We start from the raw sequence: 26,827 nt of genomic DNA, 5'->3' as shown, positions 1-26,827 counted from the left end.
ATTAATAGTGAGATTACTTATTATGAAGAAACACACTATTGGCCTTGGTTGCCCAAACTTCGACATTGCGGTGTACATCGCTAACCGCCCGTTGATTGAACCCTACCCATTTTTAGCATCACTGCATAGTTTAAGTCACGACGAAATTGCCCATATTGGTAAACATTGTGGTAATGGCTGGCGTAAAGTCTTTAATGTCTATGCCAAACTTTTATACAGCCTCGATAATAAACACTTTGCACATTTTCAAACTGAGCCTACTTGGCAGGCGTATCGTGATAAAACACTTTTACAAACTGGCAGTGGCACCGCATTGTTATTTTCAGCTCCAATTTTAAAACCACATCGTAATACTATTCATATTATTTGCGGCCGAACCTATGCAAATGAATTACAGCGCACCGCACAAATAAATAGCAGCTGGGTGTGGCTTAATGATGAATTTGCTATCGATAAAAATAATAAAGTAATTGTGTGCCCCTATTTTGATTATCGACAATTGTCGAATATTAAAATTGAGTTTTTAGCGCAGCAATTGCTTGTACTTACACAAACACTAAAAGGCTCTGCTTAGGTTTAATTAACCTGTTGAATTTTAGCCATTAGCCATTTATCAAGTAATGAGGCGAGAATATCTAAACTTATCGGTTTAGCTAAAAAATCATTCATCCCTATTTGTAAACAACGTTCGCGTTCACTCTCAATAACATTGGCTGTTAACGCTAAAATAGGAATGTGTTGATAAAACTCAGTGGCTTCTCCTGCCCTAATTTTTGCGGTAGCGGTAAATCCATCCATTATCGGCATTTGACAGTCCATAAGGATTAGATTGATTTGCGGCGTTGGGTGAGTATTTAAATAATCAAGCGCTGCTTGGCCATGTTCAACCACTGCATATTGGTAACCTAATTTTTTAAGGCATTCTTTAGCTACTATTTGATTAATTGGATTATCTTCAACCACTAAAATGCACTGATGATTGCGTGAGGTATTAGCTGTTTGTTTTGCGGATGCTGTTTTTGGCAAAGATACTGTGTTACGTGGACGATGTTTATGCAATACGGATAATATTTGAGTTTTAAAAAGGGGCTTTGTGAGGTGCCAAGTATTGTATTTATCTAACGATTCTTGCCAATGATCTTGCAAAACAATAACCTGACCTTGTTGTTCTTTTTGCCATGTATTAATAAATATCTTGTTTGCAAGGAACAATTTTTCTGCAATAAATAAGTGATCAAATCTTGGATTTGCTGCTAATGCTAATCCAGTTTGAGTACTATCAAAAGTCCGAATAACTGTTGCTCCCCAAGTTTCTAATTGTTTTTGTAACAAAGCACTTTGCGTGCGATTAGATTCAGCAATTAAACAACGACTAGTGTGCAAAAATTGTTGGGATGATGGAATATTTTCAGTCACGAGTAATATTTCAAATTCAAAACAGCTCCCTTTGCCAACTTTGCTTGATAAAGTGAGCTCCCCTCCCATCAAGTGACAAAGCTGTTTAGCAATTGCAAGGCCTAAACCCGTTCCGCCAAACCGACGAGAAATAGAGCTATCTGATTGCTGAAAAGGCTCAAACAATTTAGCTATAACATGCGCTTCAATTCCGATTCCGGTATCGAGTACCTTACATACTAGTTGAGCCGTCTGGCTGTCAATTTTTTGTAGGTAAACCTCAACGACGACTTCTCCTTGCTCAGTAAACTTAATCGCATTACTCAATAAATTAACTAATATTTGCCTCACTCTTTGTTTATCAGCTCGAACCAAAGTGGTTTCTAAATGTGAACTATCAAAAATTAAACTAATCGCTTTTTTATTCGCTGCGGGAATAAAACTGGCTATGATATCTTCAAAAAAAGTAAGTAACTCAAATTCCACCGGATCAATGTCTACTTTGCCCGCTTCAATCTTAGAAAAATCGAGTATATCATTGATTATAAAGAGTAATGATTCAGCGCTATTGCTCGCTATTTGTAAAAACTGCTGCAATTTATCTGACAAAGGTTCATCGGCAACTAATTCAAGCATGCCAATCACCCCGTTAAGTGGAGTACGAATTTCATGACTCATGTTGGCCAAAAAAGCACTTTTGGCAGCCTCAGCACGTTGACGTTCAAGGACTTGTTTTTCAAGTGCCTTTTCTCGAGCGACTGCATTACTCACATCAATAACTTGGATAATAGAGCATGATTCACACATGCTTGCTGGTTTTACGGTAATACTTTGTTTAATTAATTGTTTTGCTTGGTTAAATAAAGGCAATGGGCTGGCATTAAAAACACGCGATAAAACCGAAGGTAACTTTTGCTCTTTAGAGGCAATCAGAGCATGATTTAAGCGGCTATTGATTAATTGTGGGTAAAGATTAAATAAAGACTGTCCCACCACATTTTCGGCACTGAGCTGACTACTATTAGCCATCCAAGTATTCCAAAACTGAATGTTAAACTCGGCATCAACAATAAATACACCGATGCTTAGTTGATCAAGTACAGCATATTGAGGAATGATGCTATTCACGATTAAATTAGCCCATTAATTATTTTCTGCATCACATTTTTTAGTTTTTCAAACGAAAAATGCTCTAACAAAAAGACTAAATAACCTTCAACATGACTGGTACTGAGTAACAAATTAATACGAATAAACAACACTTGATTAAGATTTCCTGCTGCAATTACATCCTGCGCAGTCCCCATACTATACACAGGCAAACTGACATCAAACACTTCTTCTATCGATTCGCCAAAAGCTCCTATACACGCGTTTAATACAATATTACCTATTTCTGAAAAGCCTTCTTGATGTAGCTCTGCTAATGTTTCTGCTGAGACGCCCTCACCCAACATTTTACTCACCACCTCCATGCTGCTATGTTGAGGGAAAAGCAATATGGTATTGGCTTCAAAACTGCCTTTCATATATTGGGAAACACTGCAAATCTCTTGTCCATTACCTAATTTTATTGCTAACTGATTAACCGAAATATGCTCAATATCAGGCACAGAAAGCTTAATTTCTTGATTAACAATTTGACTAAGAGAATCGGCGGCACGTCCAACGCCTATATTAAATAGTTCAACTAATAAGTCATGTTCTAACTCGTCCAAGAGTACCTGTTTAGGCATGAAAAAAGTCCAAAATAGTCGATATGCTGGTTTCAGTTATAGGTTTATTAACACATTTAATGCATAGAGCCTCAGCCTTGTCGTGGGTAGCTTGCTGAATATTGGCCGTTAACAGTACAAATTTACTGGCTGGAAATTGTGGTTTTAATTGCTCAATTAAGCTCAGCCCATCGATTCCTGGCATGTTTAAGTCAACAGTAAAATAATCGACATCTAAATTGGCAATTTTAGTTAAGGTATCTTGCCCATCCTGAGCTTCAAATATTTGCCAATCTGGATGTTTTGCCAGCAAATTAGCTTTTATCATCATACGAGAAACTCGACTATCATCAACGATCATTATTTTTTTTATATCAGACAATGTATTCCCCTAGCTAAATGACTGATGTCTCAGAGTTCAACTTGATACTAAATGCCATATCACTGTTTTTATTTGTTAAACATAGTTGTTTATTTAAAAAAATAAAACTTGTACTAAGATAATTAATGAGTTGGACAGTAAAAAAATTAAAAATCGTTTTTTCCTTAACGGTAATCATTATAAAGCGACATCAAGGGGATATCGTGCCAAACCAACGGCCAAATAATTTAACTCTAATCACTGATTATCAACACCTCGCTGAGCATGTGCCTACGGGAATTTTTGAAGTTGATTTGGCTGGCCATTGTACTTTTAGTAATGCCACATTTAAGCAACTCTTAGGGTTAGATGACCAACTAAGCCTTGGTTTTTCATACACCCGCCATTTTCATCCCGATGATAAAATGGCAGTTGTTAAACATTGGTGTCGCTGCATCAAAAAAGAACAAGCTTTTAATTATACATTTCGAGTCCATTTACCTGAGCAAGTTGAACTTTATCTGACCATAAATGCTGTGCCTGTGTTTAAAGATCAGCAACTTATTGCCTTTATTGGCTGTGTTGAGGATGTCACTGAGCTGTGCTTGTCTCAGCAACAACTCAAAGACAACCAACAAAGGTATGAATTAGCACTTAAGAGTTCAGGTGCTGGGATTTGGGACTGGGATATCCTCAACGATGTCGTCCATTATTCAGCTAAGTTTTCCGATTTATTGGGTTTTGATAACTTATTATTTGGTACAAGCTGGTCTTCGTGGACAGATCAAATTCATCCAGATGACCTCGATATATTTGAAACTCAACTTCAAAACCACCTAGATGATGCTGATAAACCATTTAATATTGAATGCCGCTTAATTTCGCAAAAAAAGAAAGTATTATGGTTTACGGTTGTTGGTGAAGCATTGCGTGATGAGCATGGCTACCCTACTCGCATGGTGGGCTCGATGGTCGACATCACCTTAAAACATCAATCACAACAAATGATATGGCAACAAGCTAACTTTGATCACTTAACCGGCTTACCAAATCGGAATATGTTCACAGAAAGGCTGAAACAAGAAATTAGCGAAAGTAAGCGGTATCAACAAAAATTTGCATTATTTTTTATAGATTTAGACCATTTCAAAGAAGTGAACGATACCCTTGGGCATGGCGCTGGTGATCAACTTCTCATTGAAGTTGCTGAGCGACTGCAGCTTATTCTTCGCGAGTCCGATACCATTGGTCGTATTGGCGGTGATGAATTTACCGCCTTGATCCCGCATATAAATCAAACCTGTGATATCGATTCTCTTGCCCAAAAGCTAATCCAAACCATAGAGTTACCATTTTACATTGATGGAGAATCAATTTTTATCTCCGCAAGTATCGGAATTACGCTATTTCCTGATCACAGCGAAAAAATTGATGAACTGCTAAAATTTGCCGATCAAGCGATGTACCGCTCAAAAGAAAATGGTCGAAAACGTTTTAGTTATTTTACCTTTGCGATGCAAGAGCAAGCCGACCACACACGCAATCTTACCCAAGAGCTGCATTTAGCGATTATTGAGCAGCATTTTCATGTCGTTTATCAGCCAATTATGGCTCTACCCAGCAGGAAAATTACCAAAGCTGAAGCATTAGTCCGTTGGGATCATCCAGAACTTGGTTTAATTAGTCCTGCAGATTTTATCCCTTTAGCTGAACGTTCTGGAGTGATTATCGAAATCGGTAATTGGGTCTTTTACAACGCAGCCAAGCAAGCACTTAAATGGCAGCAAGAAATAGATCCTAGTTTTGAAATAAGCATTAACCGCTCGCCAGTTCAATTTCAAAACCCTGATCCTAATGCCGATCAAAAATGGGTGGAATTACTTAAAAACCTTGGCCTTATTAAGGGGATCTGTATTGAAATTACCGAAGGATTATTACTTGATGATACTCAAGGTATAAAAGACAAACTACTTTACTTTCAAAATAATGGGATGGATATTTCCCTTGATGATTTTGGCACTGGTTATTCATCACTATCGTATTTAACCAAATTTGATATTAATTTTTTAAAAATTGACCGAGCCTTTATTAATGATTTAGAACACAACCAAAATAATCAAGCATTGTGTGAGGCCATCATTGTTATGGCGCATAAATTAGGACTTAAAGTTATCGCTGAAGGTGTTGAAAGCCAACGGCAACTTGATTTCTTAGCGCAAGCGCAATGTGATTTTGTCCAAGGATATTTTATTTCAAAGCCTATCAGTGCCGCCGCATTTGAGCATCAACTAAAAAGCCCAGCGCCATTTGGCAATGCAAAATGACCCTGGGCTTGCGCTACTCAGGTAGGAGAGTAATTAGTGTGTAGTAATGGTTAAATCCGCTAAATCGATAGTTGCAGATTCAACATTTTCAAGCGTAGTTAATTGATTTACCAGCGTTAACAAGTTGCTTTTATCTGCTGCTTTTAGCACATAATATTCTTGATATGCTTGTTTAATCGTTAGATTATTTTTCTGATTAAACGCGGTAAAATCAACATTTCCTTTGAGCTTAACAATGATTTCCCCCGTCACTTGGTATGACGTAAAACCATCATCTGACGATACAACTTCACCAATCACAACGCTTTTTGGTAAATCAATTTCTTGTGTTAATGCCTGCATTTTAGGTGTTGCTTTACGGGTATACACTTTGCCATTGATTTGGACATTTTCTTGCATTTGTGCAACTTGGGCGGCCGAAACAATCTTAAATTTTGCTAATTCTGCTGGCGTTGGCTCAGAAGCCATCACACCTGCACTCATTAAACTTGCTGCAATTAATAATACTTTCATGGTGTTAACTCCTAATTAATGACCAAAGATACGGATTGACCAGTCTTTTAATACACCAGCAATCTCATTGTTACGGCTATTAAAACCAATTAAGCCTAAAGCAGGGTTAAAACCTAAGGTGTAACTTGTGCCTTTATCGGTATCAATCACATTAAGTGTCCATTCACCTTGCGCTTGCTCACCATAAAAGTGATTATTGAGCATAACTGCATCAGTATAACCTCCATCATTACCACCTAAAAAGCCAGTACGCGCGCTCATTAATACGCTGCGGGTACCCGATGGGGACACCAATTCAATGGCTAGATCGCGTAAGCGGCTATGATCAATATTTAGTTTTACTTGAACAGATTCAACGGTTAAAGCTTGCTCAACATTAATTGCACTTTGCGCACCAACTAACGATGCATCAGGAATTTCAACATTGGCTTGTGTGCTAACCCAATCAGTGATCTGTAGTTTTGGCAACGATACACCGGTAAATAAGGCTTTATAGACCGCGGCATCAACATCAATCGCACCTAAACCATAAAAATGATGAAAGTTATAGCCAGCCGCATTTGTTTGCCACCCAGGTACTGCGTTGTACGTTACAACTTCGCCTTGCGCATTTTCAAAAGTAAGGTCAACACCTTGGTTTGTTGGGTCTGTTTTGCGCGCAGTTTGCGCTAATAAATGACGTACAGTGCGCGCATCAAGTGCATGATTTGCAGACATAATAGTGGCTATCGCACCAGAAGTGTTTGGCGCAGCTGATGACGTACCATTCATCGTACCGTTGTAATCACAATTAGGATCTAGTTCAGTGCCACCATGAAGTGCATTTGGGTGATCACCCGCAACATTCATCCCTTTATCACAACCGGTTAAATCGATGGTCACCATTGCCGGCGAGTCTGTACCATATTCCCCCCCTGGTGCCGATAAAAATACACTTGAACCGACAGACGAATACGAAGATAACTTACCCTCTGCATTTATCGCTGATACCACTAAGTTCCAGTAATTATTGTTGTCAGTACTGATGTTGGCACTGTGGAATGGCAGGCCGTTATTGTTATAAAATTGTCCGCCTTCATAAGGAAGCACTTGAATTAGTTGACCACGATAGGCTGTTGTATATGAACCAAATGAGTTACCGGCAGATTTAACATACACTGCACCACGACCCCAGTGACTGTTTAATGAAATATCAGCTTGAACTTGATCAGTTAATTCTAAAAATGGATTGGTCACGTAATCATAAGCGCGAGGAGTTGCTGGTGTACTGCCATAACTTTGATTAAATACACGTGGATCGGTAAAACGATCTAACGCACGAAAATCCTCAGATAAACCATGGGATACTAACCAGCTCGCCACCGTTTGATTAGCTAAAAAGTTAAAACCGACCAAGCTTGCAAGTGGTGCAACACCCCGCCCACCAATACCATTGCCTTCAACTGCCGCAATTAAACCTGCCACAGATGTACCGTGACCATTTAAGTCTGTTGGAAAGTCAGAACCATCAGCTACATTTAACGAACCGGCAACAACATTCGCTTTTAGATCTGGATGAGAAATTTCGACACCGCTGTCAATTACGGCAACAGTAATGCCGCGGCCTTTAATACCCATCAAATGGGCAAAATCTAAATCGAGATCATTACCTGCAATCCCATTTGATAATGAAAAGCCTGATTGACCGGTGTTTTGTAAATGCCACTGTTGCGGAGTAAGCGGATCTCCCCCTGCCAATGCAAAAGTTGAATTTGTAATATCTGCAACTGCATTTGCACTGATAAGTAGTGCTATCGAGCTTGCAAGTAAGGATTTTCTTAAAATCATACTATCCCCTGAACTTATTATTTTATTATAAATGTTATATGTCCCTAAATAAGACCAAAGCATTTAACCTTGCTTGCTATGTAAAGTAAACGTGAACCGGAAATACAAACAAACGCCGCAATGTAAAATAATAGTTACAAAAAAAGTTTTTTTATTACATTCACAAAAGTAACTAAGGCCATTGATTTTTATATAGTTTTAATCAAAGTAGGTAAGACATCGCTGTCATTTTCATATTTAAGATGAATATCAGCTGGTTGACAGAGAACTTTTAACCAATTGTTTTTAATAGTAAAAATAGAAAGTAATTTCTGATATAACTTTTTAATATAATCAAAAACATAACTGTAAAAAAGTTAAGTATGCGAAAAGTACATCAATAATGTTTGCAGGCTGAAAAAAGCTGATAACAATACAATGATGGATTGAGATAAAAGCATGTAGCTAACTATCGCTGAGCGATATCTGCTGAGAAACTGAAATCTGGAGAGTAAATCGAGTCAGGTAACTATTATCAACATTAACAGCGTTAAATTAACGCCAATAGTCCTGCTATTGACGCGTCAATCCGCTTTATTGCCTTTAAAATCCCTGCTTAAAAAGAATAACTTTTGGGTGGAGTATTATTGTAAGATGTTAGTAAATCTCATATCCAACATGCAGATTAATTGAGATCAATGGCTTATGAATTTTATTGATCTCAAAACGAGACATCTAAAAAAGTTTATCTCTACACGCCCTAGTGTAAAGCGGCTCTAAAAGGAAGTTGGGCGCAAATTTCAGCCTCGGCGCTAAGGATTTCCTCTAAACGTAGATCAACAACTGCTTTATCAAAGTAGTCATAGGCAAGTTCAACAAACAAATCTTTATGTTTAGCTTCTGATTTTGCAATGGCTTCATAAAACGTTTTCTCTTTTCCTGCTGGCAGCGCTTGTGCAACTAATGAAAAACGCTCATAACCGCGCGCTTCGATTACGCCTGCGACAAGTAAGCGGTCTAATAAAAACTCATCTCGGCCACGACGAAATAGTTTACGTATTTCACTGATGTATAAGTCTTTTTTATCATCACCTAAAATCGCACCACGAGCATAAATAATTTTGATGACTTGCTTAAAATGAATTAATTCTTCTAATGCTAAATCGGTCATAGCACGAACTAATTTTTCACGATCGGGGTAATGTGACAACATTGAGACCGCCATGCCTGATGCTTTTTTTTCAGCGGCAGCATGATCTTGTAAAAATGCATCAAAATCAGCGAGCACTGCTTCGGTCCAAGAAAATGGCGTGTGGTATTTTAGTTCAAACATACAACCTCAAATCTATCTCAAAATACCCAAAAACGTGGGTATATACGCAGCTCATGGCTACAAAAACGCGCATTTTACCTGCCTTACGGCCTTGGCAAAAGCATTAAATCTAACTTATCTATTTTGCCCCCTCGGGTGGAGGCGATTTTTAAAGGATGCTTAATTTCGTTCCATGCAGTCACTTTGCCCGCGATATTGATTTTTTCAAATCCCGAGATTGGCAATTGTTCGCCATCACGCTGTAAAAATTCGCTTAAAAGCGTAAAACTATTTGGCTCAGTGACATTTATAGATAAGAAATCAGCCGGGCGGTGATTAAAATAGCGTTTCGCTTCGTTAAAATGACGCTGATAACAAGCAGCTAAAAATGCATCACTACTAATATTTTCAGTGGTAAAAGGCGAAAACGTGGTTTTAAAACAACGTTTAATGATGGGATTAAAGCCACCTTTATGACTTAATAAGTTATCTGACATACGCAGTAATAATTGCTTAATTGAGGGCAACCAGTTTACCAACTCTCGCTCAAGATAAATAAATTTAGCCCCCGGATAAAGACGGTCTAGCGCTTGATAATCACAAAAAATCGGGGTGTCGGCCATCACTTGCGCCTGCTCAAAGGCAGATTTAACATAAGCGGTATGCGCTGTGCGATAGCCCAGTTGTAACATCGCGACGCACACACTGGTTGTGGCAGTACGAGGTAACCCAATGATAAAAATTTTTGGTTCATCAATAATTTCTTGTGGCGCTTGGATGTCGAACTGCATTTTACGCTTCCTCGCCACTGAATGCATACTGAGGTGCTAAGCGGCTATAACCTAAGCCATTTTGTTTTTTCACTTCAATTTGCACTGCTATTCGCTCTTTCATTGCATCAATGTGGCTGATCACCCCAATAGTTTTGCCACTGGCATGTAAATTATCAAGCGCGTCTAACGCCATATCGAGCGTTTCTCTGTCTAAGGTGCCAAACCCTTCATCTAAAAACAGTGAATCAATACTAGTTTTATGGCTCACTAAATCCGACAACGCCAGTGCCAATGCCAAGCTGACTAAAAAGCTTTCGCCACCAGAAAGGGTTTTGGTATCGCGTACGCTATCGCCTTGCCATGTATCAAGTACTTGTAATTCAAGCGCTTCAGATGGTTTACGTTCAAGTAAATAACGTCCATGTAACCGCGCCAACTGTTTATTGGCCAAATACACCAGATGATCAAGTGTCAGTCCTTGGGCAAACTTTCTAAATTTATCGCCTTTTTGGGATCCAATTAAACCGTGTAAATAAGCTAAATCATCATATTCAATTTGGCAGAGGGCTATTTTTTCAAATAAATGGGTTTGATTTAATCGACGCTTTTGATCATCCTGCAAGGCTTGTTTTATTTGCCCTGTTTGCTCCACCAGCTCTCGCTCTTTTTGCTGAATATGGTGTAGTTGCTCGCTCAGCTGTTGCCAATCAAGGTCACACCAAGTTGGTGACTGGGCATCTAGCAAATGCTGCTCAAAGGTATTGTTAGCTTGCGTTAATAACGCAACCGCTTTGGTTTGCTCGGTCTGTAAATCCTGTTTTAATTGCTGCAGCTGTTGTTTTTGATCTTGTGGTAATAATGCAGCTAAAAAGCTATCTAAATCAGCAAATACGCTGTTACTTAGCACTTCATTCCAATAGGTTTGATGCGCTAATGTATCTGATTGCAGCTGTAAAAGTTGTTGTTGTAGCCCTTTTTGCTCACCTTGTGCGCTTTGCCATTGCTGAGTTAATTGATTGAGCGCGTTGACTTGCTCATCAAAAAGTTGTTGACTTTGCTGCACATGTTGCGTCATTGCACTGCGTGCCGTTTCTACTTTTTGCTCACCAAATAATGCTTGTCTTTTGTGCTGTAATTGCGCTTGGCTCGCCATTTGCTGCGCTATCTTACTGCTGTAATCATCGAGCAACTTTGTTAACTGGTGTAACTGGGTTGTTTTTTCGGTTACTTGCAACTGTATTTTTTGCTGATTGTCTGTCAGCGTTTTTTTCTGCATTTGCTGCTGTTGCCACTGTGCTACTTTAGCGTGCTGATGGTTATACCAGGTTTCAATCTCGGCTAAATCAGGCAGAACCAAACCCAATTTATCAAGCTCACTGCTTAGCTGTGTCGATTGTTTGTGCAATAATTGTTGGTTTTTTTCAATCTCAGTACCTTGCTGTGTAATAGCGGCGTGTTGTTGGGTGATGGTTTGCTCGAGTAGCGCGTGCTGATGTTTTATATCTTTTACTTTCTCAAAAGAAGCTTGGGTATTTAATAAGCTTTGTTTAAGCGCACTTTCAAATTGCTGTGCTTGAGTGATCAGCGTTTTTGAGCTCATTAATGCTTGTTGTTGCTGCGCTAGGTACTCAGTTAACTGAACTTCATCATCCCATAACAGATTAAGCGCCAATGATTGATTAATTTGATGCCAGTTTTGTTGCAACTGCTCAATGTCAGTAATTAATTGCGTGTATTGCTCAGCGTGTTGCAGATGCATTGCCACCGCGACGGCTTTTTGCTCTTTGATTTGATTTGCTTGTTGTTCTATTTCTGCCAACTGCTGTTTGGCTTGATTTAATTTACTTTGATTAATATTTACATCAAGTGCTCGATATTCATTAATTAAAGGATGTTCACATGAGCCGCATAGTGGGCAGGCTTGATCAGGCTGTAACTGTAAACGCGCCTGAGTAAAGTCGGCAATTTGCTGTTCCTGACGCTGTAATTGTTCTAATAAATTAATCTGTTCACGCTGCAACTTATAGGTTGTTCTCAGCTGTTGTAGTTGTTGATCACACTGTGCAGTTTGAGCGGTTGCCTGCTCAATACTAATGCTCAACTGTTGCTTTTGCGCTAAACAGCGTTTGAGTCGCTGAAGTATCGGTGGCAATTGCTGCGATAAAATTTGCTGTTGCTGCATATTTTGCACACTGTCTTGCAACGAAGCTACCGTATGCTGACCAAGTAAATGCTCAAGCGCTTGTTGCTGTGAAAGCTGTTTTTGCTCGTTTTGGCTATGAGTCTGTGTCGCTATTGTCAGTTCAGTGGCGGCCTGCTTTGCTTGCTCAACTACTTTATTCAGTTGCAGTTGCTGTTCATTGATTCGGGCCGATTTATCTGCGAGTAACTCATGATTAGCAACCACCTGTTGTAACTGATCTTGCCAGCGCGGTAGTAAACTTGCCAATTGCTCATCAGCATGATGCAAAGCAAGGTATTTATCACATTGTGCTAGTTTTTCTACTATGTTTTGCTGCTGGGCTTGAAGAGCCTCAGTATCGGTATTTAGCTGATTATGTTGCTTGATATATTGCTCAAGATCTGTCTGGTTTTGTGTTAAATCAGACACAATACTTTTGAGCTCAAGATCAAGCGGTATCACTTCTTCATTGAGTAATTTATCTTGTTGTTGTTGCTGTTGCTGTAGCTCTAATAAACGTATTTTTGCCTCATCATGCTGCGTTTGTTGTAGCTGCACGGCCAGTTGCTGCTTGGCAGTTACACTCTCTAGACTCGCCAATTGCGCGATAAGTTTATCAGCTTGATTTTTATGGTCTTGGTACACTTGATAGGCAGGTCGGAGTAATTCAGCTGGTTCGCTGTTTGACAAACGCGTTAATTGGCTCTGGTGCTCAAGCAAAGCCTGCTCAGCTTTTGTCACTTGCAGTTGCAAGTCCGTTAATACCGATTGGGCTTGTTGATATTGTTTTAGCCAAGTGAGCTGAGTTTGCAGCGTAGTTTGTTCTGCTTCTGCATTTTGTAAGGTAAGAGTGAGCTCACTTTGCTGGCTTTTATATGTCGCCAATGCTTCTTCACTCAGAAGCTCAACCCCTTGAGCCTGCGCTTTAAGTTCAGCAAGAGCTTGTTTTGCCTGTGAAAATTCGATGTGTACTTGCTCTGAAATCAAACCATAAATTTCAGTCCCGGTCAGTTCTTCAAGTAATTCAGCGCGCTCGTTAGGATCAGCATTTAAAAACGCCGCAAATTGTCCTTGAGACAACATCATAGATTTAGTAAAACGCGCAAAATCGAGACCAGTAATAGATTCTATTTGCTGATTTTTTTGTTTAATTTGCGAGGCTAAAATGCTGCCATCACTGATTTTTGCAAGCTCCACTTTTGCTTCTTGTAAATTGCCTTCGCTACTGCCTCGTGAGCGACGTTGGCTCCAAAATGCACGATACCCTTGGCCTTTTACTTCAAACTCCACTTCCGCTAAAGACTCCGCAGTACCGCGAGTCATCAACTCATTACTGGTTTTTGAAATGGCGTTAAGCCTTGGTGTACGGTGGTACAAGGCCATGCAAATAGCATCGAGTAAAGTGGTTTTTCCGGCACCTGTTGGCCCCGTGATGGCAAACAAGCCATTATTAGCAAATGGAGGCTGGGTAAAATCAATTTTCCATTCACCTTTAAGTGAATTAATATTTTTAAACCGTAAACTCAGTATACGCATTAGTTATGCTCTCCTTGCGCAACTTTGGCGACAATTGTGGCAAATTGCTGACGAATTCGATTTAAACGCAGTTGTTGCGCCTCATTTTGCACTGGCTCTTCGGCCAAACGACGCTCAAATACATCTGTTGGGCTAAGCTCGGTGAGTACTTCTTGTTGCTCTTGGTTTAAAGCAGTTTGCCTTGCATTACGAGCCCGTCGCAATTGCAATACCTCGACGGGTAAATCCTGACAGAGTTCTGCAATGCGTTGTTGTAAATCTGAGAGATAATCATCAGTTTGAACTTCAATGCATAGCCAAGTCTGTTCTGTGTTGGCTTTAAATTCATTAAGGGCTTGTTCTATCTGTTGTAAATTACCTTTTATCACCGCCATAGCCTGAAAGCTAGGCACTAAAATCGGGGATACGCTCAGCAATTTATCGAGCTCAAATTCAGCTACCAGCACTTGTTTCTCACTGCCAAGCTCATCAAAGCTCAAAGCAATCGGCGAGCCGCAATAACGAATATGTTCTGATTTTGCGACAAATTGTGGCCGATGAATATGACCTAACGCGATGTAGTCAGCAGCGGGAAACTCGCTGGCAGCAAAGCCATCTAAGGTACCAATATAAATCTCTCGGACTGATTCAGAACTTTTTACGCCCATTGCGGTTAAATGGCCTGTGGCAATAATTGGAAGTGCTAATCCTAGCTCGGCTTTTTTTGTCAGTGCAGCTTGATAAACTTGTTGATAATGTGCAGCAATCGCTTGACCAAGTGCTTGTTGTTTATCACCTGCTGACTCACCTGCCTGGCTTTTTAAGACATCTTTGGGGCGAATAAACGGAATTGCACAAACCAGTGCGCCAGGTTCACCTTGACGATTATTAACCGTTAATACTTGCTGTGAGCAATCCTCATCGGGCGCAGCAATCACATGAGTATTTAAATAAGCGAGCAACCCTTTTGACTCATTTAAGGTAGCAACTGAATCGTGGTTGCCAGCCAAAATTATCAGCGGGCACTTAAGTTGGTTCATCGCCACGATAAAACGATTATAAAGTTCACGCGCATAACTCGGCGGGGCACCGGTATCAAAGACATCTCCTGCAATAATCACTGCATCAATCGCGTGTGTTTTTACCGTATTGAGTAACCAATCAATAAAAGCGGCATGTTCATTTTGACGGCTTTTGCCCATAAAGTGCTGGCCTAAATGCCAATCGGAGGTATGCAGGATTTTCATAGTGATCTCAACAACAAACAGGCGCCTATTATTACAAGCTAGTCACAGAAGTGAAGCGATTAGACCAATTTAAACTGCTTTTTGTTGCAAAATACTCTTAGTTACTCATTTCGCTTGCAGATATTCGACATAGCAGTCCAATAAATCATGACTCGATTGAATTAGCTTAAGTTTTTACTAGCCAATCAGAACTCAAAAGGTGGGGGCTTATTTTTCAAGTTACTCTAATTTAATTAATAACCAATGGCAGCTTTTTAACCACCCATACAGGTGAGCGATGCTGCATTTTTAATCCGGGTAGTTTCGCCGCTATTATAAAATTCATAGAGAGCGGTATTGATATCAACTAATAATCTCGACCAATTCGGATTTTTATTACTTAGTGCAAAATAGAGCGGATTATATTTTAAGGCAGGCTCAACATCTTCAATACTTGTGACAAGTTCTGTTTTTTCTTTATGACTTAAATCAGAGTAATTGATGATAAAACGCAGCACTTTAGGATCGCCAATCACTAAATTGACTCTTTTTGCCACTAAAATTCGCAGCAGCTGTAAATCATCTACAGCTTTAACCACATTAAATTCATTGTTGTCCATCATGGCATCAAACTCAGGGGTATTTTGATATCCTCGGACGACACCAATATTTTCTCCTTCTAAATGACTTAAGTTACCTGCAAAGTTGTCTTTTTCACCTTTGCGTTTGATGAAACCAATTTCGCCACCTGGAAACTCATTTGATAAGGCTAATAATTCACGACGTTTTTTTCCTTTAACGTTATCTGATGGTGCCGCATCTTCAATGTAATATTCAGGAAATAAAATATCAGCCTGACCCAGTTCAACCTCATGTACCGCACGCGCCCAAGGCAAAAACTCAATCTGAACTTGGTAACCTTTGCTAGTTAATAATGCGACTGCGAATTGAAATACCCAACCTTTATTACATAAATGCTCACCGATATAAGGCGGCCAGTCCAGCGTCACTAAATGAACAATACGATTTGATTCTTGATTAAAAATATATCGATTGGCTTTTTTATAACCCGTGATGAATTTGTGCTCCCCATTTAAAGAATAACCAACACCCACACTCTCTGCCTCTTTAGCAGATGAAAAAGTGGTTATTATAAGTAAGCAACAACATACAAGGTGTTTAATCATAAGAGAGATATTTAATTCACACGTTAAAACAAGTGTAGAAGAGCCTCCTAAAACCACCAATTTTGGCCTAAAAATTTGTTAGCTAAACAGTTTTTTACGCACCATAGCGCGATATTCCGTTGGAGTAGAGCCAAGGGCGTGTTTAAAGAGTCGAGTTAAATGCCCTTGATCTTGATAACCCACCATATCTGCAATTTCTTGTATCGTTAAGTTTGATGAGCTCAACAACTCTTTGGCCGCATTAATTTTTAACTGCTGCCAAAACTCAGTGGCTCGGGTACCTGTTGCGGCTTTAAAACGCCGCGTAAAGGTACGCTGGCTAATGCCAAATTGCTCTGCAACATCAGCTAAGGTGGCACTAGAGGCTAAATTAGTACGCATCCAAAATTGAATTTGCGCAATTAATTCATCAGGATGGCGATCGACTGCGCCTTCTAAATAACGTTGTTCTTCATAAGGTTTACGAATCTCATGAGAGAAATTGCGCTCTACATGCTGCGCGGCACTTCGACCATATTGCTGATGAATTAAATGCACCACAATATCCGCTAAGGCATTTAAACTTGCAGCACAGTAAATCCGCTCTGATTGGGTAATAAAGAAGTCAGGTTTTAATAATACTTTTGGGTAATCACGTTGAAATTGTTCAACATAATGCCAATGGGTCGTAGCCGAATGGTTATCGAGCAAACCCGATTCTGCTAAAAAACAAATACCTGTGCCCACGCCAATCAAAGTTGAACCTTGTTGCCAACGCTCAGCCAACCACGCTATTAACTGCGGATTTTGTCTTAGCACAGGCCGAGGATTACGCCATAAACTGGGTACAATGACAATATCTGGTACATCAGCGTGTTCAACTGTCACATCAGGATAAATAGCTAAGCCCGCTCGAGATGCTATTTTTTTATTACTTTCACCCACCAATTGAATCGACAAATTAGCAGCTAAATTACTGTGACGCAGGGCAAATGCCTCGCCAGCTCGCAGCATTTCAAGTGGTAATGTTAAGCTCGTTGCAAGCATATGTTGATATACCAACAGCGCTACTTTGACTGTTTTTCTTTCTAAATTTTGACTTTGCATGACACTTAAATGACCAACCTCCACTAATGCGGCCATTATGACACAAATTTTGGCCAAATTACCCCATCATTTGACGCGAAATAAGCATACACTGTCGCAATACTCGATTTTAACTAATTTTCTGTAGAGGATCTTCATGACTGTATTACCTCTGGTTGTTGGAATGGGCGGCATTAACGCTGCTGGGCGTACCTCATTTCATCAAGGTTTTCGCCGAATTGTGATCGACAAACTAACTGCCGAAGCGCGCCAAGAAACCTTTTTAGGTCTCGCTACCCTAATGAATTTAGTTCATTTGGAAAACGACCAGCTGTTTGATAACCAAAATAACCCTGTAGCGGTTAGTGATATTGAAACTCGTTTTGGTGAGCAAATTTTAGCTGGCACGCTAATTCGCAAAATTGAAAAAAATCATTTTGATCCTGATGCAACTCATTGCCACCAAAAACTGACCTTAACTCCAAGCAATGGTCAGATTGAATTTGAAGTGCGTACTCGTGATTTACCTAACCCTGTTCCTTCGAGCTGGCAAGTCACTGAAATTGAAAAAGGCCGAGTAAAAGTAGCTATCAGTGATAATTTAGTCATCACACATGACAGTTTTCGAGATAACCCGATTAAAGCCGCTGGCCAATTCCCAACAGGGTTTGAACCAGCAAACTTATACAATAGCCGCTACCAGCCGCGCGGATTACAAGCCACAATTTTTGCAGCCAGTGATGCGATTCACTCGGTTGGCATAGATTGGCAAGACATAATGCAACACATCACACCTGATCAAGTTGGTACTTATTCGGCTTCTATTGCGGGTCAAATGCAAAATGAAGCGTTTGGTGGCTTAATGAAAAGCCGCTTGTTAGGTGATCGTGTCAGCACTAAAAATCTGGCCCTTGGCTTAAACTCTATGTCGACTGACTTTATCAACGCCTATGTTACAGGTAATGTTGGTACCACATTTACCGTTACAGGTGCATGTGCCACTTTTTTATATAACTTAAGTGCTGCGATAAACGACATTCAAGCTGGGCGAACCCGAGTTGCTATTGTAGGCAGTGCAGAAACCGCCATTACCCCAGAAATGGTTGAAGGCTTTGGTAATATGAGTGCACTTGCTAATGAAGAGGGGCTCAAACGCCTTGATGGAACAGATACAGCAGATCATCGTCGTACGAGTCGCCCTTTTGGTGAAAACTGTGGTTTTACCATTGGTGAAGGTGCCCATTTTGTTGTATTAATGGATGATAAATTAGCCATAACAACGGGTGCAAAAGTAATGGCTGCAGTACCTGATGTCTTTATAAATGCTGACGGTATCAAAAAATCAATTACAGCACCGGGTCCTGGTAATTATATCACTATGGCAAAATCAGTCGCTTTAGCCCAAAGTATTTTAGGCGCTGAAGCAGTACAAAAACGTAGTTTTATTTTGGCTCATGGTTCAAGCACTCCGCAAAATCGCGTGACAGAATCATTAATTTATGACCGTGTAGCAAAAGCCTTTGATATTCATAATTGGAAATTAGCTGCGCCAAAAGCTTTTGTTGGCCATACCATTGGGCCTGCAAGTGGCGATCAAATGGCAATGGCTCTGGGGATTTTTAGCCACAATATCATGCCAGGGATCACTACGATTGATAAAGTAGCCGATGATGTTTATGCCGATCATCTTGATATCCGTACTGAACATTATCATTGCGAGCCTATGGATGTTGCCTTTATAAACTCTAAAGGTTTTGGCGGTAACAATGCTACAGCGGCTGTTTTTTCCCCGGCTATCACCATGGCGATGTTACAAAAGCGTTATGGCGATACCTTAATGGCGCAGTATCAAGCAAAACTGATCACGGTTGAAGCGAAACAAGCCCAGTACCAACAACGAGCAGATTTTGGTCAATTTGATTTAATTTATAAATTTGGTGACGGCCAAATTGATGATAATGAAATTACAATCTCATCAGACTCAATCCAATTACCAGGTTTTGAGAATTCAATCCCACTTAGCAAACATAATCCATTTGCCGATATGATGTAATGAAGCAAAATTAAAAAAGCCACTTTGTGGCTTTTTTAAACACATCGTTTTACACTGATTGACTGGTAGGAGCGAAATTGTGTAGGAAATCCACGTGGTTGCTAGAATTTTTTATGTCTTTCTAATACTTGTATCTAATCAGATAGCAGCAAAATGCTTGCTCACTTTTGCAGCCCCCGATGATGTTGAAATTCTTTACAAAGAAATCCAACTTTTACATCAAGCTTATCAAGCGATTGGTTGTGACTTTACCGTTCTGACCATGCCTGCCGGACGTGCCATAATCGAAGATATAAGAGATGATTCTATTGATGGTGAAGTGGTACGTGGTCGTAATTTCTCAAATCTAGTTACCGATTTTATCGCCATTCCTACCCCGATTATGACTATGGAGGTATTTGCTTTTAGTAAAACAAAAAAAATAGAGTATGCCACTTGGAATGCACTTAAGCCCTATCGAATAGCCACAGTCCGAGGGTTTACTGTTATCGAAAAACAACTGCAAAAACATCAACAAATAACCTTACTAAATGCTGCAACACAAGCATTTGAATTACTTGAAAAAGATAGAGTCGACATAGTGATTTTACCCGCCCCTTTACGACAACTCGCGACCTTTAACATTGAGACGCTTCAACCGGCCTTGCTCGAGCAGCCTTTGTATCACTTTTTGCATAAACGCCACCAACATTTAATTACGCCACTTAACCTTGAGATACAGCAGCTTTTGACCGAATCCAAAGTTGACCCTAAGTAAGTGTAAAGCCCCTTTACAATTACTTAACCTGACGTAAAATTACCTTATCTCGTTTTATTAGTTTACTTAAATGCTGCGTATTTTTTGCCTGACTATTTTACTGTTCAACTGCCTATCCATTTATGCCAAAGATAAAGTGGTTTATCAGTATATTCAAGCCAATGGCACCATTGCCTTTACCGACCAAAAACCCATGGCGCACAAATATAATGTGCTTAAATACGATTGTTTTGCATGTCGTGTTGATTCAAGCATTGATTGGTATCACACCAAACTATTTAAAAACGATTTTAATGCTGAAATTACTCAAGCGAGCTTAGATCACAATATTCCTGCCGCTTTAATCCGCGCAGTGATCCACGCAGAATCTGCTTTTAAATATGATGCGTTATCGAAAAAAGGCGCTGTAGGCTTGATGCAATTAATGCCAACAACCGCTAAGGAACTTGGGGTTAAAAACCTGAGGCAACCCAGACAAAATATTGATGGCGGCACTAAATATTTTGCTCAACTACTCGATACGTTTAAAGGTAATGTCAAACTTGCCGCAGCCGCTTATAATGCAGGGCCGAATGCCGTTAAAAAATACAGTGGTATTCCTCCTTTTGAAGAAACTCAAGCGTATGTAAAACGAGTGAGTATTTTACATCAACGCTACCAACAAGCGCTATTATTACCTTAACGTTTAAAATTAAGCAGCTGTTCAGTTAAGTTTTGCCATACTGTGCCCGTTAATTGATTTATCCCTTGTAGTATTCGTAATCCGTTTTATTACTTATACGCCAAAAGCCAGCCGCCCCCGACTGGCTTTTTTTAATACTATTCCATTGATTTATAACCAATATCACTTTTGCCTACTTGCACGTTTTAAGCCATTAAGGGACACTCAATGTTACTGTAATCAAGGCACTTGATCCCTTATGAATAAAGTTGTTCTCATCACAGGTGCAAGCCGTGGCATCGGTAAAGCCTGTGCATTATTGTTAGCCGAGCAAGGCTTCGATATTGCAATTAATTACCATCAACAGAAAGAACAAGCGCAGCAGCTTTGTAATACAATTGAAGCGATGGGCCGAAAAGCTGAAATTTTTCAGGCTGATGTATCGCAAGAATTAGAAGTCGATACCTTGTTTGCCAACATTAAAACAACCCTTGGCCCTGTTAGCCATTTAGTCAATAACGTCGGGATTTTGTTACCCCAAATGCCAGTGACTCAAATGAGCGCGGCACGTATAAATCGCATCTTAAGTGTAAATGTCACGAGTGCTTTTTTATGTGCTAAAGCAGCCATTGCTCACATGCAGCATCATCCAACCCAAAGCTGCGCCATTGTTAATATATCGTCTGCCGCGTCACGATTAGGCGCACCTCATGAATATGTTGATTACGCAGCTTCAAAAGGTGCAATGGATTCATTTACAACCGGCCTCTCGTTAGAACTTGCCAGTCAAGGGATAAGAGTCAATGCAGTACGTCCAGGTTTTATAGCCACTGATATTCATCAAGATGGTGGTGAACCTGAACGGTTAAAACGGGTCGCCCCGATGATCCCATTAGGTCGAGCTGGTCAACCTTATGAAGTTGCCAGTGCAGTGGCATGGTTACTGAGCAATCATGCATCTTATGTCACGGGTGCTTTTATCGATTTGGCGGGTGGTAAATAACATGCAGCATAGTTTCTTGATAACTGGAGGCTCACAATGTTGAGCCAACTGCTGCTGTTAGTCGGCACAACCGCATTACTGCTAGGCTCACCCGGCCCCACCCCTTTGGCCTTAGCTGGTTGCGGGGCTACTTTTGGTATTAAACACAGCCTTCGCTTTTTGGCTGGTATTTTATCGGGTTTAGTGTTGGTGATTATTGTGACCAGTGTTGGGGTAATTGCACTTTTAATACACTACCCAATTGTAAAGTGGTTACTTCAGCTGCTCAGTGCTGCATACGTAATTTGGATTGCTATCAAAATTGCTAAAGCACCTCTTGGCAATTGGGCTTTAGCAACAGTAAATACACCTAGCTTTAGCGATGGTTTTTTGCTAAATAGTCTCAATCCTAAGGCTTATGCGGCCTTTATTGCCTTGTTTAGCCAGTTTTTATTGCCTTTTGACAACGCTTTTTTAAGCCATGTTGCAACAGGGTTAGTCTGTCTAAAAGTTGCTATCTTGGTTGACGTTTTATGGCTCTTGTTTGGTGCATTGTTAAGTGAAATTTTTAACCATAACAAGTGGGCTCGCCCAATTCGAATTGGCTTTGCTAGTTTAATGGTCGTTACGGTATTACTCGCCTTTTCGAACATATAAATAGCCTTATTAAATGAGTACTAAATAGTCTGGGGCGGATTTCATGCTTACCACACAATGGCTCAGCTTTGTTATCGTTGATAAATCACTTCACCATCGAAAACAGTGATATCAATTTTAGTTTGCTTTATTTGACTGATTGGGGTTGTACGAATATCGCGATCTAACACAACAAAATCCGCTAATTTACCAACTTCTATCGAACCAACTAACTGTTCTTGACGCATGGTATAAGCGCCATTGATGGTATAAGCACGTATAGCTTGATCGAGTGTAATTGCTTCAGGAGCTCGATTAAGCGCATTATGCAACCCTAAAAACGGGTTGAAATGACTGACACTCCAGTCACTACTGAGTGTTAATCTTGCACCAGCATCGCTTAGTGACTTAATCGGTACTAAATGATCTGAACGCTCATCACCAATCAATTCACTATTTTCTGACCAATACTCTGGATTGGTAAATTCGCCTGCAACTTGCGCATCGGCAGTGACATTAAGCGTGAGAAAACGTTTATAATCTTCTGGGTCGACCACTTCAACATGAGTGATCCGATGACGAGCCAGCCCTTTTGATGCCATCTCAACTGCATTGAGCGCTTCGCTAATGGCTCTGTCGCCAATGCCATGCATATGAAAATCAAAACCTATAGGTTCTAAGGCTTTAATATATTTAGCAATACGCTCTTGGCTAAAATAATTCAATCCTTTGTTGCCATAAAGTCCAAGCAAATCAATTTGGTAAGGCTCATGCATTGCTGCGGTAGTATTTGTTAAAATACCATCGCTATAGAGTTTGATTTGATTTATTTTCACTAACTTTGTCGGGTCGTTTTGATATAGAGCAGCTAATTGTTTTAGCTGTTTTTCATCACTCAACTCAGGATAAGCCCAAAGCCCTAAGTTAGCACGCACGGTTAACTTATGTTCTTGTTCGGCGCGAAGCCACACCTTTTGTTGATCACGTTGCCAATAACTTCGTGCATCACTAATTGAGGTAATACCATATTTGGCAAATTCAGGAAGCGTGTATTCCACTAACCCCAAATACTCATTTTGGGCACTATTTCCTAGGGCCGCTAAGGCTTGTTGCATCACTAGGTTACCGGCATTATCATATAAAACTCCATTTAAATGCCCTAATTGGTCACGCCCTAGTACCCCACCAATCGGATCGGCACTGTCGTCATTTAATTGTGCCAACTGCAATGCTTTAGAATTAACCCACATAGAATGCGAAGTTTGCTCCATTATAATCACCGGACGATTTGACTCAGCTTCATCTAAAATGTCTAAAGGCGAGCGAGTCGTATTTAATATCGTATTAATTGTATGGCCATAACCAATTAACCATGGTGTATTGGCAAAATTAGCACTGGCATTCGCTATGTCAGCAATAAAATATTCAGGATCAGATTGTTGCTCATCTAAAGTAAATTGTGTACTAGCAGATGCAGACTCCAAAGGATGAATATGCACATCATGAAAGCCGGGCATTAAAGTACGCCCTTGCAAATCGACCACCTGAGTATTTTTACCAATATACTGGTTTACATGCTCAGTAGTGCCAACAAATACGATTTTGTTTCCCTGCACTGCAATTGCTTGCGCACTGGGTTGTGCCGTATTGACGGTATAAACAGCACCATTGATATAAACACTATCTGCGAGACTTTCAGCAGCAACAGTTTCGTCAATTAGCGTTGACTCTGGCTGATTTTTTAAACAGCCCGCAAGTGCAAGACTTGACGCACTTAACAGCAACATAACCAAAAGTTGTTTGGTTTTTTTCATCGAACAATCCTCAATTAATTCATTGAAGTAAACCTTAACAAACAGCAGGTAACCAAAAGGTAACTATGGTAATTTTATCAATGCTAAACTCCTATTCATTACATAGAATTCAACCGAGGTTTCATAATGATAGTGCTGTTAGCTGAGGATGAAAGAAACCTTGCGGCGTTAATAATTGATTATCTTGCGGCAGAAGGTATTGAATGTGACTATGCCGACAATGGGAAAATGGCCCTGCACTTAGTCGAAGTGAATCATTATGATGCCCTAATTTTAGACATTGAAATGCCCTACTTAGATGGTTTTGCCGTCTGCTCAAAACTGTCAGCGTTAGCGCATCCGCCTGCAGTTATGTTTATTTCAGCACGGACGCATTTAGACGATAAACTAACTGCTTTTTCGCTCGGTGCACTTGATTACCTCACTAAACCCTTTGAATTAGCGGAACTAGTAGCGCGTTTAAGGATATTAACTCACTCTTTAATCCCTCAAACACCTCGTATATTTGAGCTTGATTCGCTGCATATAGATTTCAACTTACGTTTGGTGATGCGTGGTCATCGTTCATTAACTCTCTCACCAAAACAATGGCAACTGCTTACTTTGTTAGCACATAACAGCCCTGAGATAGTCAAAAAACAGGTTATTTTGGCTCACTTATGGCCCGACCAAGATGCCAATCCTGATATGTACAAAACCCTATTAAACCGCTTAAGAAAAAATATTGACCACCCTGATGAAAAAGCGCTATTTAAAACAATTCGCGGGATTGGAGTTGCTTTAAGATGAACAAGCCTAAAACCTTGATCAATTATTTGAAAATTAAGTTGAGTATTGTATTTGTTGCCATCACTTTGTTAGTAATTACATTATTAATTCATAACCATTACTTGGCACTAGATGATGCGACCGAGTATTACATGCACTACGATGGCGAAGTACTTAGCAAGGCTTATAAACCAGGGGATAACATTATTGAATTTGACCAAGGTGTTAAAGAATATTATTTTTCAGTGACCGAATTACCTGCTAGTTTACAAACAAAACGGTCTTTTCCAGTTAATACCCTCACCATTGTTGAACATCAACAACAGGTGATTTATATCTATCCTTATCAAGCGATACCAACTGCAACACCGTTTTATGTCTTGCATTATTTTATAGCCGATGACCTAAATTCGCTTACCGTATGGGTCATTGTCGGATGCTTACTGGGGTTAGTTGCCTTGCTAACTTTTTTACAACACATCAGTAATTTTATTGCTCACCAGCTTTGTCTAACCACACCATGGATTTCACAATTGGCAGAGAGTGCAAAGCCCATTGCATTGCCAAATAACCTTATTTTTAATGAGATTATCGAGCCACTTAATGCGCTCAATCACATCAAGCAATACAATGCCGACTTAGTTCAACAACAGCAAACGTCACTCCATCACCAACAGACCTTAGTTCAATTTTTAGCTCATGAATTACGCACCCCAATTGCAGTACAACAGGCGGCGTTTTCAAGACTTGCACAACTAGATGATATTACTGAGCCAGTTTTAAATGCAATCGCAAAGGCACATTGTGCCAATAATCAAATGCAACAATTAAGTCAAGGCTTACTGCTACTTTGGCAAACTGAATCGTTATCAACAACTAGGTTTAATCTGGTACCGTTACTTAATCAAAGCCAAATGCAACTGGCAGAAGCGGGCTATTCTATTGCACTGAATATAAAACCCACCGCAGAGCCTTGCTATATCAATAGCAATCAACAACTTTGGTTATTATTAATAAATAATGTTTTACAAAATGCTGCAAAATATAGCGCATTACAATCAGCCGATGTGAACCTCACATCGGATAGCATTTGTTTTACTAATACCCCCGAAATAAATAACAATTTACCACAGGGGCATGGTGTTGGACTCTTCATTATTCAGCAAATAGCAAACAGGCTAGATCTGACGCTAACAATAAAACAACAGAGCGACCAATTTTCGCTCACAGTAAATTGGGCAAAAAAATAAGCGCGTTATGCGCTTATTTTTTATCAATAATTGATTGTATTGCTCAAACCAATACACTTTTTTGCATTATTAAATAACTGATAATTCAACTGCAATATTACCACGCGTTGCATTTGAATATGGGCATACAGCATGAGCTTGTTCAACAAGTGTTTGCGCTTGCTCTTTATCCATTTCACCCAGTGATACCGCTAATTTTACCGCAATACCAAAACCTGCTGGAATTGGCCCAATAGACACTTCAGCATTTATATGGGTTTCTTTTGGTAATGCAATTTTAGCTTGACCTGCAACAAATTTAAGTGCGCCGATAAAACACGCCGCGTAACCCGCTGCAAACAATTGCTCAGGATTTGTGCCGGCACCATCATCTCCACCTAACCCTTTTGGTGTTGATAAATTAACATCCAAACGGCCATCGTCAGATTTAGCGCTGCCTTCACGGCCGCCTGTTGCTGTTGCTTTTGCTGTATAAAGTACGGTGTCTAACACGTTCATAATCATTCCTATTTAAAAAATAAAACGCAAATTA

22 protein-coding genes are annotated in these 26,827 nt (G+C 39.9%); 9 read left to right on the top strand and 13 right to left on the bottom strand.

Translation table 11 applies throughout. The features are described from left to right. Nucleotides 1-22: 22 nt before the first annotated feature. On the top strand, nt 23-574 hold the full coding sequence (locus PTUN_RS19745) for a DUF6942 family protein (protein WP_009836957.1): 552 nt from the start codon (nt 23-25) through the stop codon (nt 572-574). Between the two features lie 2 nt (nt 575-576). Here the strand turns inward: PTUN_RS19745 and PTUN_RS19740 are convergent, their stop codons facing one another. The 3 genes from PTUN_RS19740 to PTUN_RS19730 are packed head-to-tail and all read right to left on the bottom strand — an operon-like array spanning nt 577 to nt 3,492. Further along, entirely contained in the window at nt 577-2,523 is a 1,947-nt protein-coding gene (locus PTUN_RS19740; RefSeq protein WP_009836958.1) for an ATP-binding protein, read from the bottom strand. A gap of 2 nt (nt 2,524-2,525) precedes the next feature. Further along, nucleotides 2,526-3,131, bottom strand: coding sequence for a chemotaxis protein CheC (locus PTUN_RS19735; protein WP_009836959.1), 606 nt, complete (start codon nt 3,129-3,131; stop codon nt 2,526-2,528). Beyond that, the gene (locus tag PTUN_RS19730; protein WP_157579370.1) at nt 3,124-3,492 is read right to left on the bottom strand and encodes a response regulator transcription factor; all 369 of its coding nucleotides are present in this window, start codon (nt 3,490-3,492) and stop codon (nt 3,124-3,126) included. The genes PTUN_RS19735 and PTUN_RS19730 overlap by 8 nt, the downstream gene beginning before the upstream one ends. 125 nt (nt 3,493-3,617) lie before the next feature. Here PTUN_RS19730 and PTUN_RS19725 point away from each other — a divergent pair, with 125 nt between their 5' ends. Continuing rightward, nucleotides 3,618-5,795, top strand: a complete 2,178-nt coding sequence (locus PTUN_RS19725; protein WP_009836961.1) for a bifunctional diguanylate cyclase/phosphodiesterase — start codon at nt 3,618-3,620, stop codon at nt 5,793-5,795. Nucleotides 5,796-5,828: 33 nt separating this feature from the next. Here the strand turns inward: PTUN_RS19725 and PTUN_RS19720 are convergent, their stop codons facing one another. From PTUN_RS19720 to PTUN_RS19685, 8 genes are all read right to left on the bottom strand, one after another. Beyond that, complete coding sequence (locus tag PTUN_RS19720; RefSeq protein WP_009836962.1) at nt 5,829-6,308, bottom strand: hypothetical protein; 480 nt, start codon at nt 6,306-6,308, stop codon at nt 5,829-5,831. A 15-nt stretch (nt 6,309-6,323) separates the two neighbouring features. Next, nucleotides 6,324-8,135 (bottom strand): S8 family peptidase, encoded by a 1,812-nt coding sequence (locus tag PTUN_RS19715; RefSeq protein ID WP_009836963.1) that lies wholly within the window; start codon nt 8,133-8,135, stop codon nt 6,324-6,326. Between the two features lie 739 nt (nt 8,136-8,874). After that, entirely contained in the window at nt 8,875-9,447 is a 573-nt protein-coding gene (locus PTUN_RS19710; protein WP_009836964.1) for a MiaE family protein, read from the bottom strand. 83 nt (nt 9,448-9,530) lie between these two features. After that, complete coding sequence (locus PTUN_RS19705; RefSeq protein ID WP_009836965.1) at nt 9,531-10,217, bottom strand: sulfotransferase; 687 nt, start codon at nt 10,215-10,217, stop codon at nt 9,531-9,533. A 1-nt stretch (nt 10,218) separates the two neighbouring features. Next, on the bottom strand, nt 10,219-13,917 hold the full coding sequence (locus PTUN_RS19700) for an AAA family ATPase (RefSeq protein WP_009836966.1): 3,699 nt from the start codon (nt 13,915-13,917) through the stop codon (nt 10,219-10,221). Beyond that, complete coding sequence (gene sbcD / locus PTUN_RS19695) at nt 13,917-15,143, bottom strand: exonuclease subunit SbcD (RefSeq protein ID WP_009836967.1); 1,227 nt, start codon at nt 15,141-15,143, stop codon at nt 13,917-13,919. The genes PTUN_RS19700 and sbcD overlap by 1 nt, the downstream gene beginning before the upstream one ends. A gap of 254 nt (nt 15,144-15,397) precedes the next feature. Then, a complete protein-coding gene (locus tag PTUN_RS19690; protein WP_009836968.1) occupies nt 15,398-16,309 on the bottom strand; it encodes a substrate-binding periplasmic protein in 912 nt (303 codons plus the stop codon). 78 nt (nt 16,310-16,387) lie between these two features. Beyond that, nucleotides 16,388-17,395: a GlxA family transcriptional regulator gene (locus tag PTUN_RS19685; protein WP_040643593.1), complete on the bottom strand. Its 1,008-nt coding sequence runs from the start codon at nt 17,393-17,395 to the stop codon at nt 16,388-16,390. A 136-nt stretch (nt 17,396-17,531) separates the two neighbouring features. Here PTUN_RS19685 and PTUN_RS19680 point away from each other — a divergent pair, with 136 nt between their 5' ends. From PTUN_RS19680 to PTUN_RS19660, 5 genes are all read left to right on the top strand, one after another. After that, nucleotides 17,532-19,427: a beta-ketoacyl synthase gene (locus PTUN_RS19680; protein ID WP_009836970.1), complete on the top strand. Its 1,896-nt coding sequence runs from the start codon at nt 17,532-17,534 to the stop codon at nt 19,425-19,427. 94 nt (nt 19,428-19,521) lie between these two features. Then, complete coding sequence (locus tag PTUN_RS19675) at nt 19,522-20,184, top strand: type 2 periplasmic-binding domain-containing protein (protein ID WP_096035277.1); 663 nt, start codon at nt 19,522-19,524, stop codon at nt 20,182-20,184. Between the two features lie 70 nt (nt 20,185-20,254). After that, nucleotides 20,255-20,866 (top strand): lytic transglycosylase domain-containing protein, encoded by a 612-nt coding sequence (locus PTUN_RS19670; protein ID WP_009836972.1) that lies wholly within the window; start codon nt 20,255-20,257, stop codon nt 20,864-20,866. A 238-nt stretch (nt 20,867-21,104) separates the two neighbouring features. Then, nucleotides 21,105-21,848 carry an SDR family oxidoreductase gene (locus PTUN_RS19665; protein WP_009836973.1) on the top strand — a complete coding sequence of 248 codons (744 nt, stop codon included), beginning with the start codon at nt 21,105-21,107 and terminating at the stop codon, nt 21,846-21,848. 36 nt (nt 21,849-21,884) lie between these two features. After that, nucleotides 21,885-22,484 (top strand): LysE family translocator, encoded by a 600-nt coding sequence (locus PTUN_RS19660; RefSeq protein ID WP_009836974.1) that lies wholly within the window; start codon nt 21,885-21,887, stop codon nt 22,482-22,484. A gap of 71 nt (nt 22,485-22,555) precedes the next feature. Here the strand turns inward: PTUN_RS19660 and PTUN_RS19655 are convergent, their stop codons facing one another. Continuing rightward, on the bottom strand, nt 22,556-24,277 hold the full coding sequence (locus tag PTUN_RS19655; RefSeq protein ID WP_009836975.1) for an amidohydrolase: 1,722 nt from the start codon (nt 24,275-24,277) through the stop codon (nt 22,556-22,558). Nucleotides 24,278-24,403: 126 nt separating this feature from the next. Between PTUN_RS19655 and PTUN_RS19650 the strand changes: the two genes are divergently transcribed. Both PTUN_RS19650 and PTUN_RS19645 read left to right on the top strand, forming a co-directional pair. Continuing rightward, the gene (locus PTUN_RS19650; protein WP_096035276.1) at nt 24,404-25,066 is read left to right on the top strand and encodes a response regulator transcription factor; all 663 of its coding nucleotides are present in this window, start codon (nt 24,404-24,406) and stop codon (nt 25,064-25,066) included. After that, nucleotides 25,063-26,295, top strand: coding sequence for a sensor histidine kinase family protein (locus PTUN_RS19645; protein ID WP_009836977.1), 1,233 nt, complete (start codon nt 25,063-25,065; stop codon nt 26,293-26,295). Before PTUN_RS19650 ends, PTUN_RS19645 begins: the two co-directional genes overlap by 4 nt. A 69-nt stretch (nt 26,296-26,364) precedes the next feature. Here PTUN_RS19645 and PTUN_RS19640 read toward each other — a convergent pair whose 3' ends face one another. After that, entirely contained in the window at nt 26,365-26,793 is a 429-nt protein-coding gene (locus PTUN_RS19640) for an organic hydroperoxide resistance protein (RefSeq protein WP_040643466.1), read from the bottom strand. Between the last annotated feature and the right edge of the window lie 34 nt (nt 26,794-26,827).

It is taken from the genome of Pseudoalteromonas tunicata (assembly GCF_002310815.1).
Lineage (GTDB): Bacteria > Pseudomonadota > Gammaproteobacteria > Enterobacterales > Alteromonadaceae > Pseudoalteromonas > Pseudoalteromonas tunicata.
The sequence above is the reverse complement of the archived record's forward strand: the minus strand, read 5'-3'. Positions and strand labels throughout refer to the sequence as shown.

Bases quoted from the DNA above. Each gene is read 5' to 3' on its own strand.
- PTUN_RS19745 (WP_009836957.1), top strand. From the start codon at position 23: ATGAAGAAACACACTATTGGCCTTGGTTGCCCAAACTTCGACATTGCG.
- PTUN_RS19735 (WP_009836959.1), bottom strand. From the start codon at position 3,131: ATGCCTAAACAGGTACTCTTGGACGAGTTAGAACATGACTTATTAGTT.
- PTUN_RS19725 (WP_009836961.1), top strand. From the start codon at position 3,618: ATGAGTTGGACAGTAAAAAAATTAAAAATCGTTTTTTCCTTAACGGTA.
- PTUN_RS19720 (WP_009836962.1), bottom strand. From the start codon at position 6,308: ATGAAAGTATTATTAATTGCAGCAAGTTTAATGAGTGCAGGTGTGATG.
- PTUN_RS19715 (WP_009836963.1), bottom strand. From the start codon at position 8,135: ATGATTTTAAGAAAATCCTTACTTGCAAGCTCGATAGCACTACTTATC.
- PTUN_RS19710 (WP_009836964.1), bottom strand. From the start codon at position 9,447: ATGTTTGAACTAAAATACCACACGCCATTTTCTTGGACCGAAGCAGTG.
- PTUN_RS19705 (WP_009836965.1), bottom strand. From the start codon at position 10,217: ATGCAGTTCGACATCCAAGCGCCACAAGAAATTATTGATGAACCAAAA.
- PTUN_RS19700 (WP_009836966.1), bottom strand. From the start codon at position 13,917: ATGCGTATACTGAGTTTACGGTTTAAAAATATTAATTCACTTAAAGGT.
- sbcD (WP_009836967.1), bottom strand. From the start codon at position 15,143: ATGAAAATCCTGCATACCTCCGATTGGCATTTAGGCCAGCACTTTATG.
- PTUN_RS19690 (WP_009836968.1), bottom strand. From the start codon at position 16,309: ATGATTAAACACCTTGTATGTTGTTGCTTACTTATAATAACCACTTTT.
- PTUN_RS19685 (WP_040643593.1), bottom strand. From the start codon at position 17,395: ATGCAAAGTCAAAATTTAGAAAGAAAAACAGTCAAAGTAGCGCTGTTG.
- PTUN_RS19680 (WP_009836970.1), top strand. From the start codon at position 17,532: ATGACTGTATTACCTCTGGTTGTTGGAATGGGCGGCATTAACGCTGCT.
- PTUN_RS19670 (WP_009836972.1), top strand. From the start codon at position 20,255: ATGCTGCGTATTTTTTGCCTGACTATTTTACTGTTCAACTGCCTATCC.
- PTUN_RS19665 (WP_009836973.1), top strand. From the start codon at position 21,105: ATGAATAAAGTTGTTCTCATCACAGGTGCAAGCCGTGGCATCGGTAAA.
- PTUN_RS19660 (WP_009836974.1), top strand. From the start codon at position 21,885: ATGTTGAGCCAACTGCTGCTGTTAGTCGGCACAACCGCATTACTGCTA.
- PTUN_RS19655 (WP_009836975.1), bottom strand. From the start codon at position 24,277: ATGAAAAAAACCAAACAACTTTTGGTTATGTTGCTGTTAAGTGCGTCA.
- PTUN_RS19650 (WP_096035276.1), top strand. From the start codon at position 24,404: ATGATAGTGCTGTTAGCTGAGGATGAAAGAAACCTTGCGGCGTTAATA.
- PTUN_RS19645 (WP_009836977.1), top strand. From the start codon at position 25,063: ATGAACAAGCCTAAAACCTTGATCAATTATTTGAAAATTAAGTTGAGT.
- PTUN_RS19640 (WP_040643466.1), bottom strand. From the start codon at position 26,793: ATGAACGTGTTAGACACCGTACTTTATACAGCAAAAGCAACAGCAACA.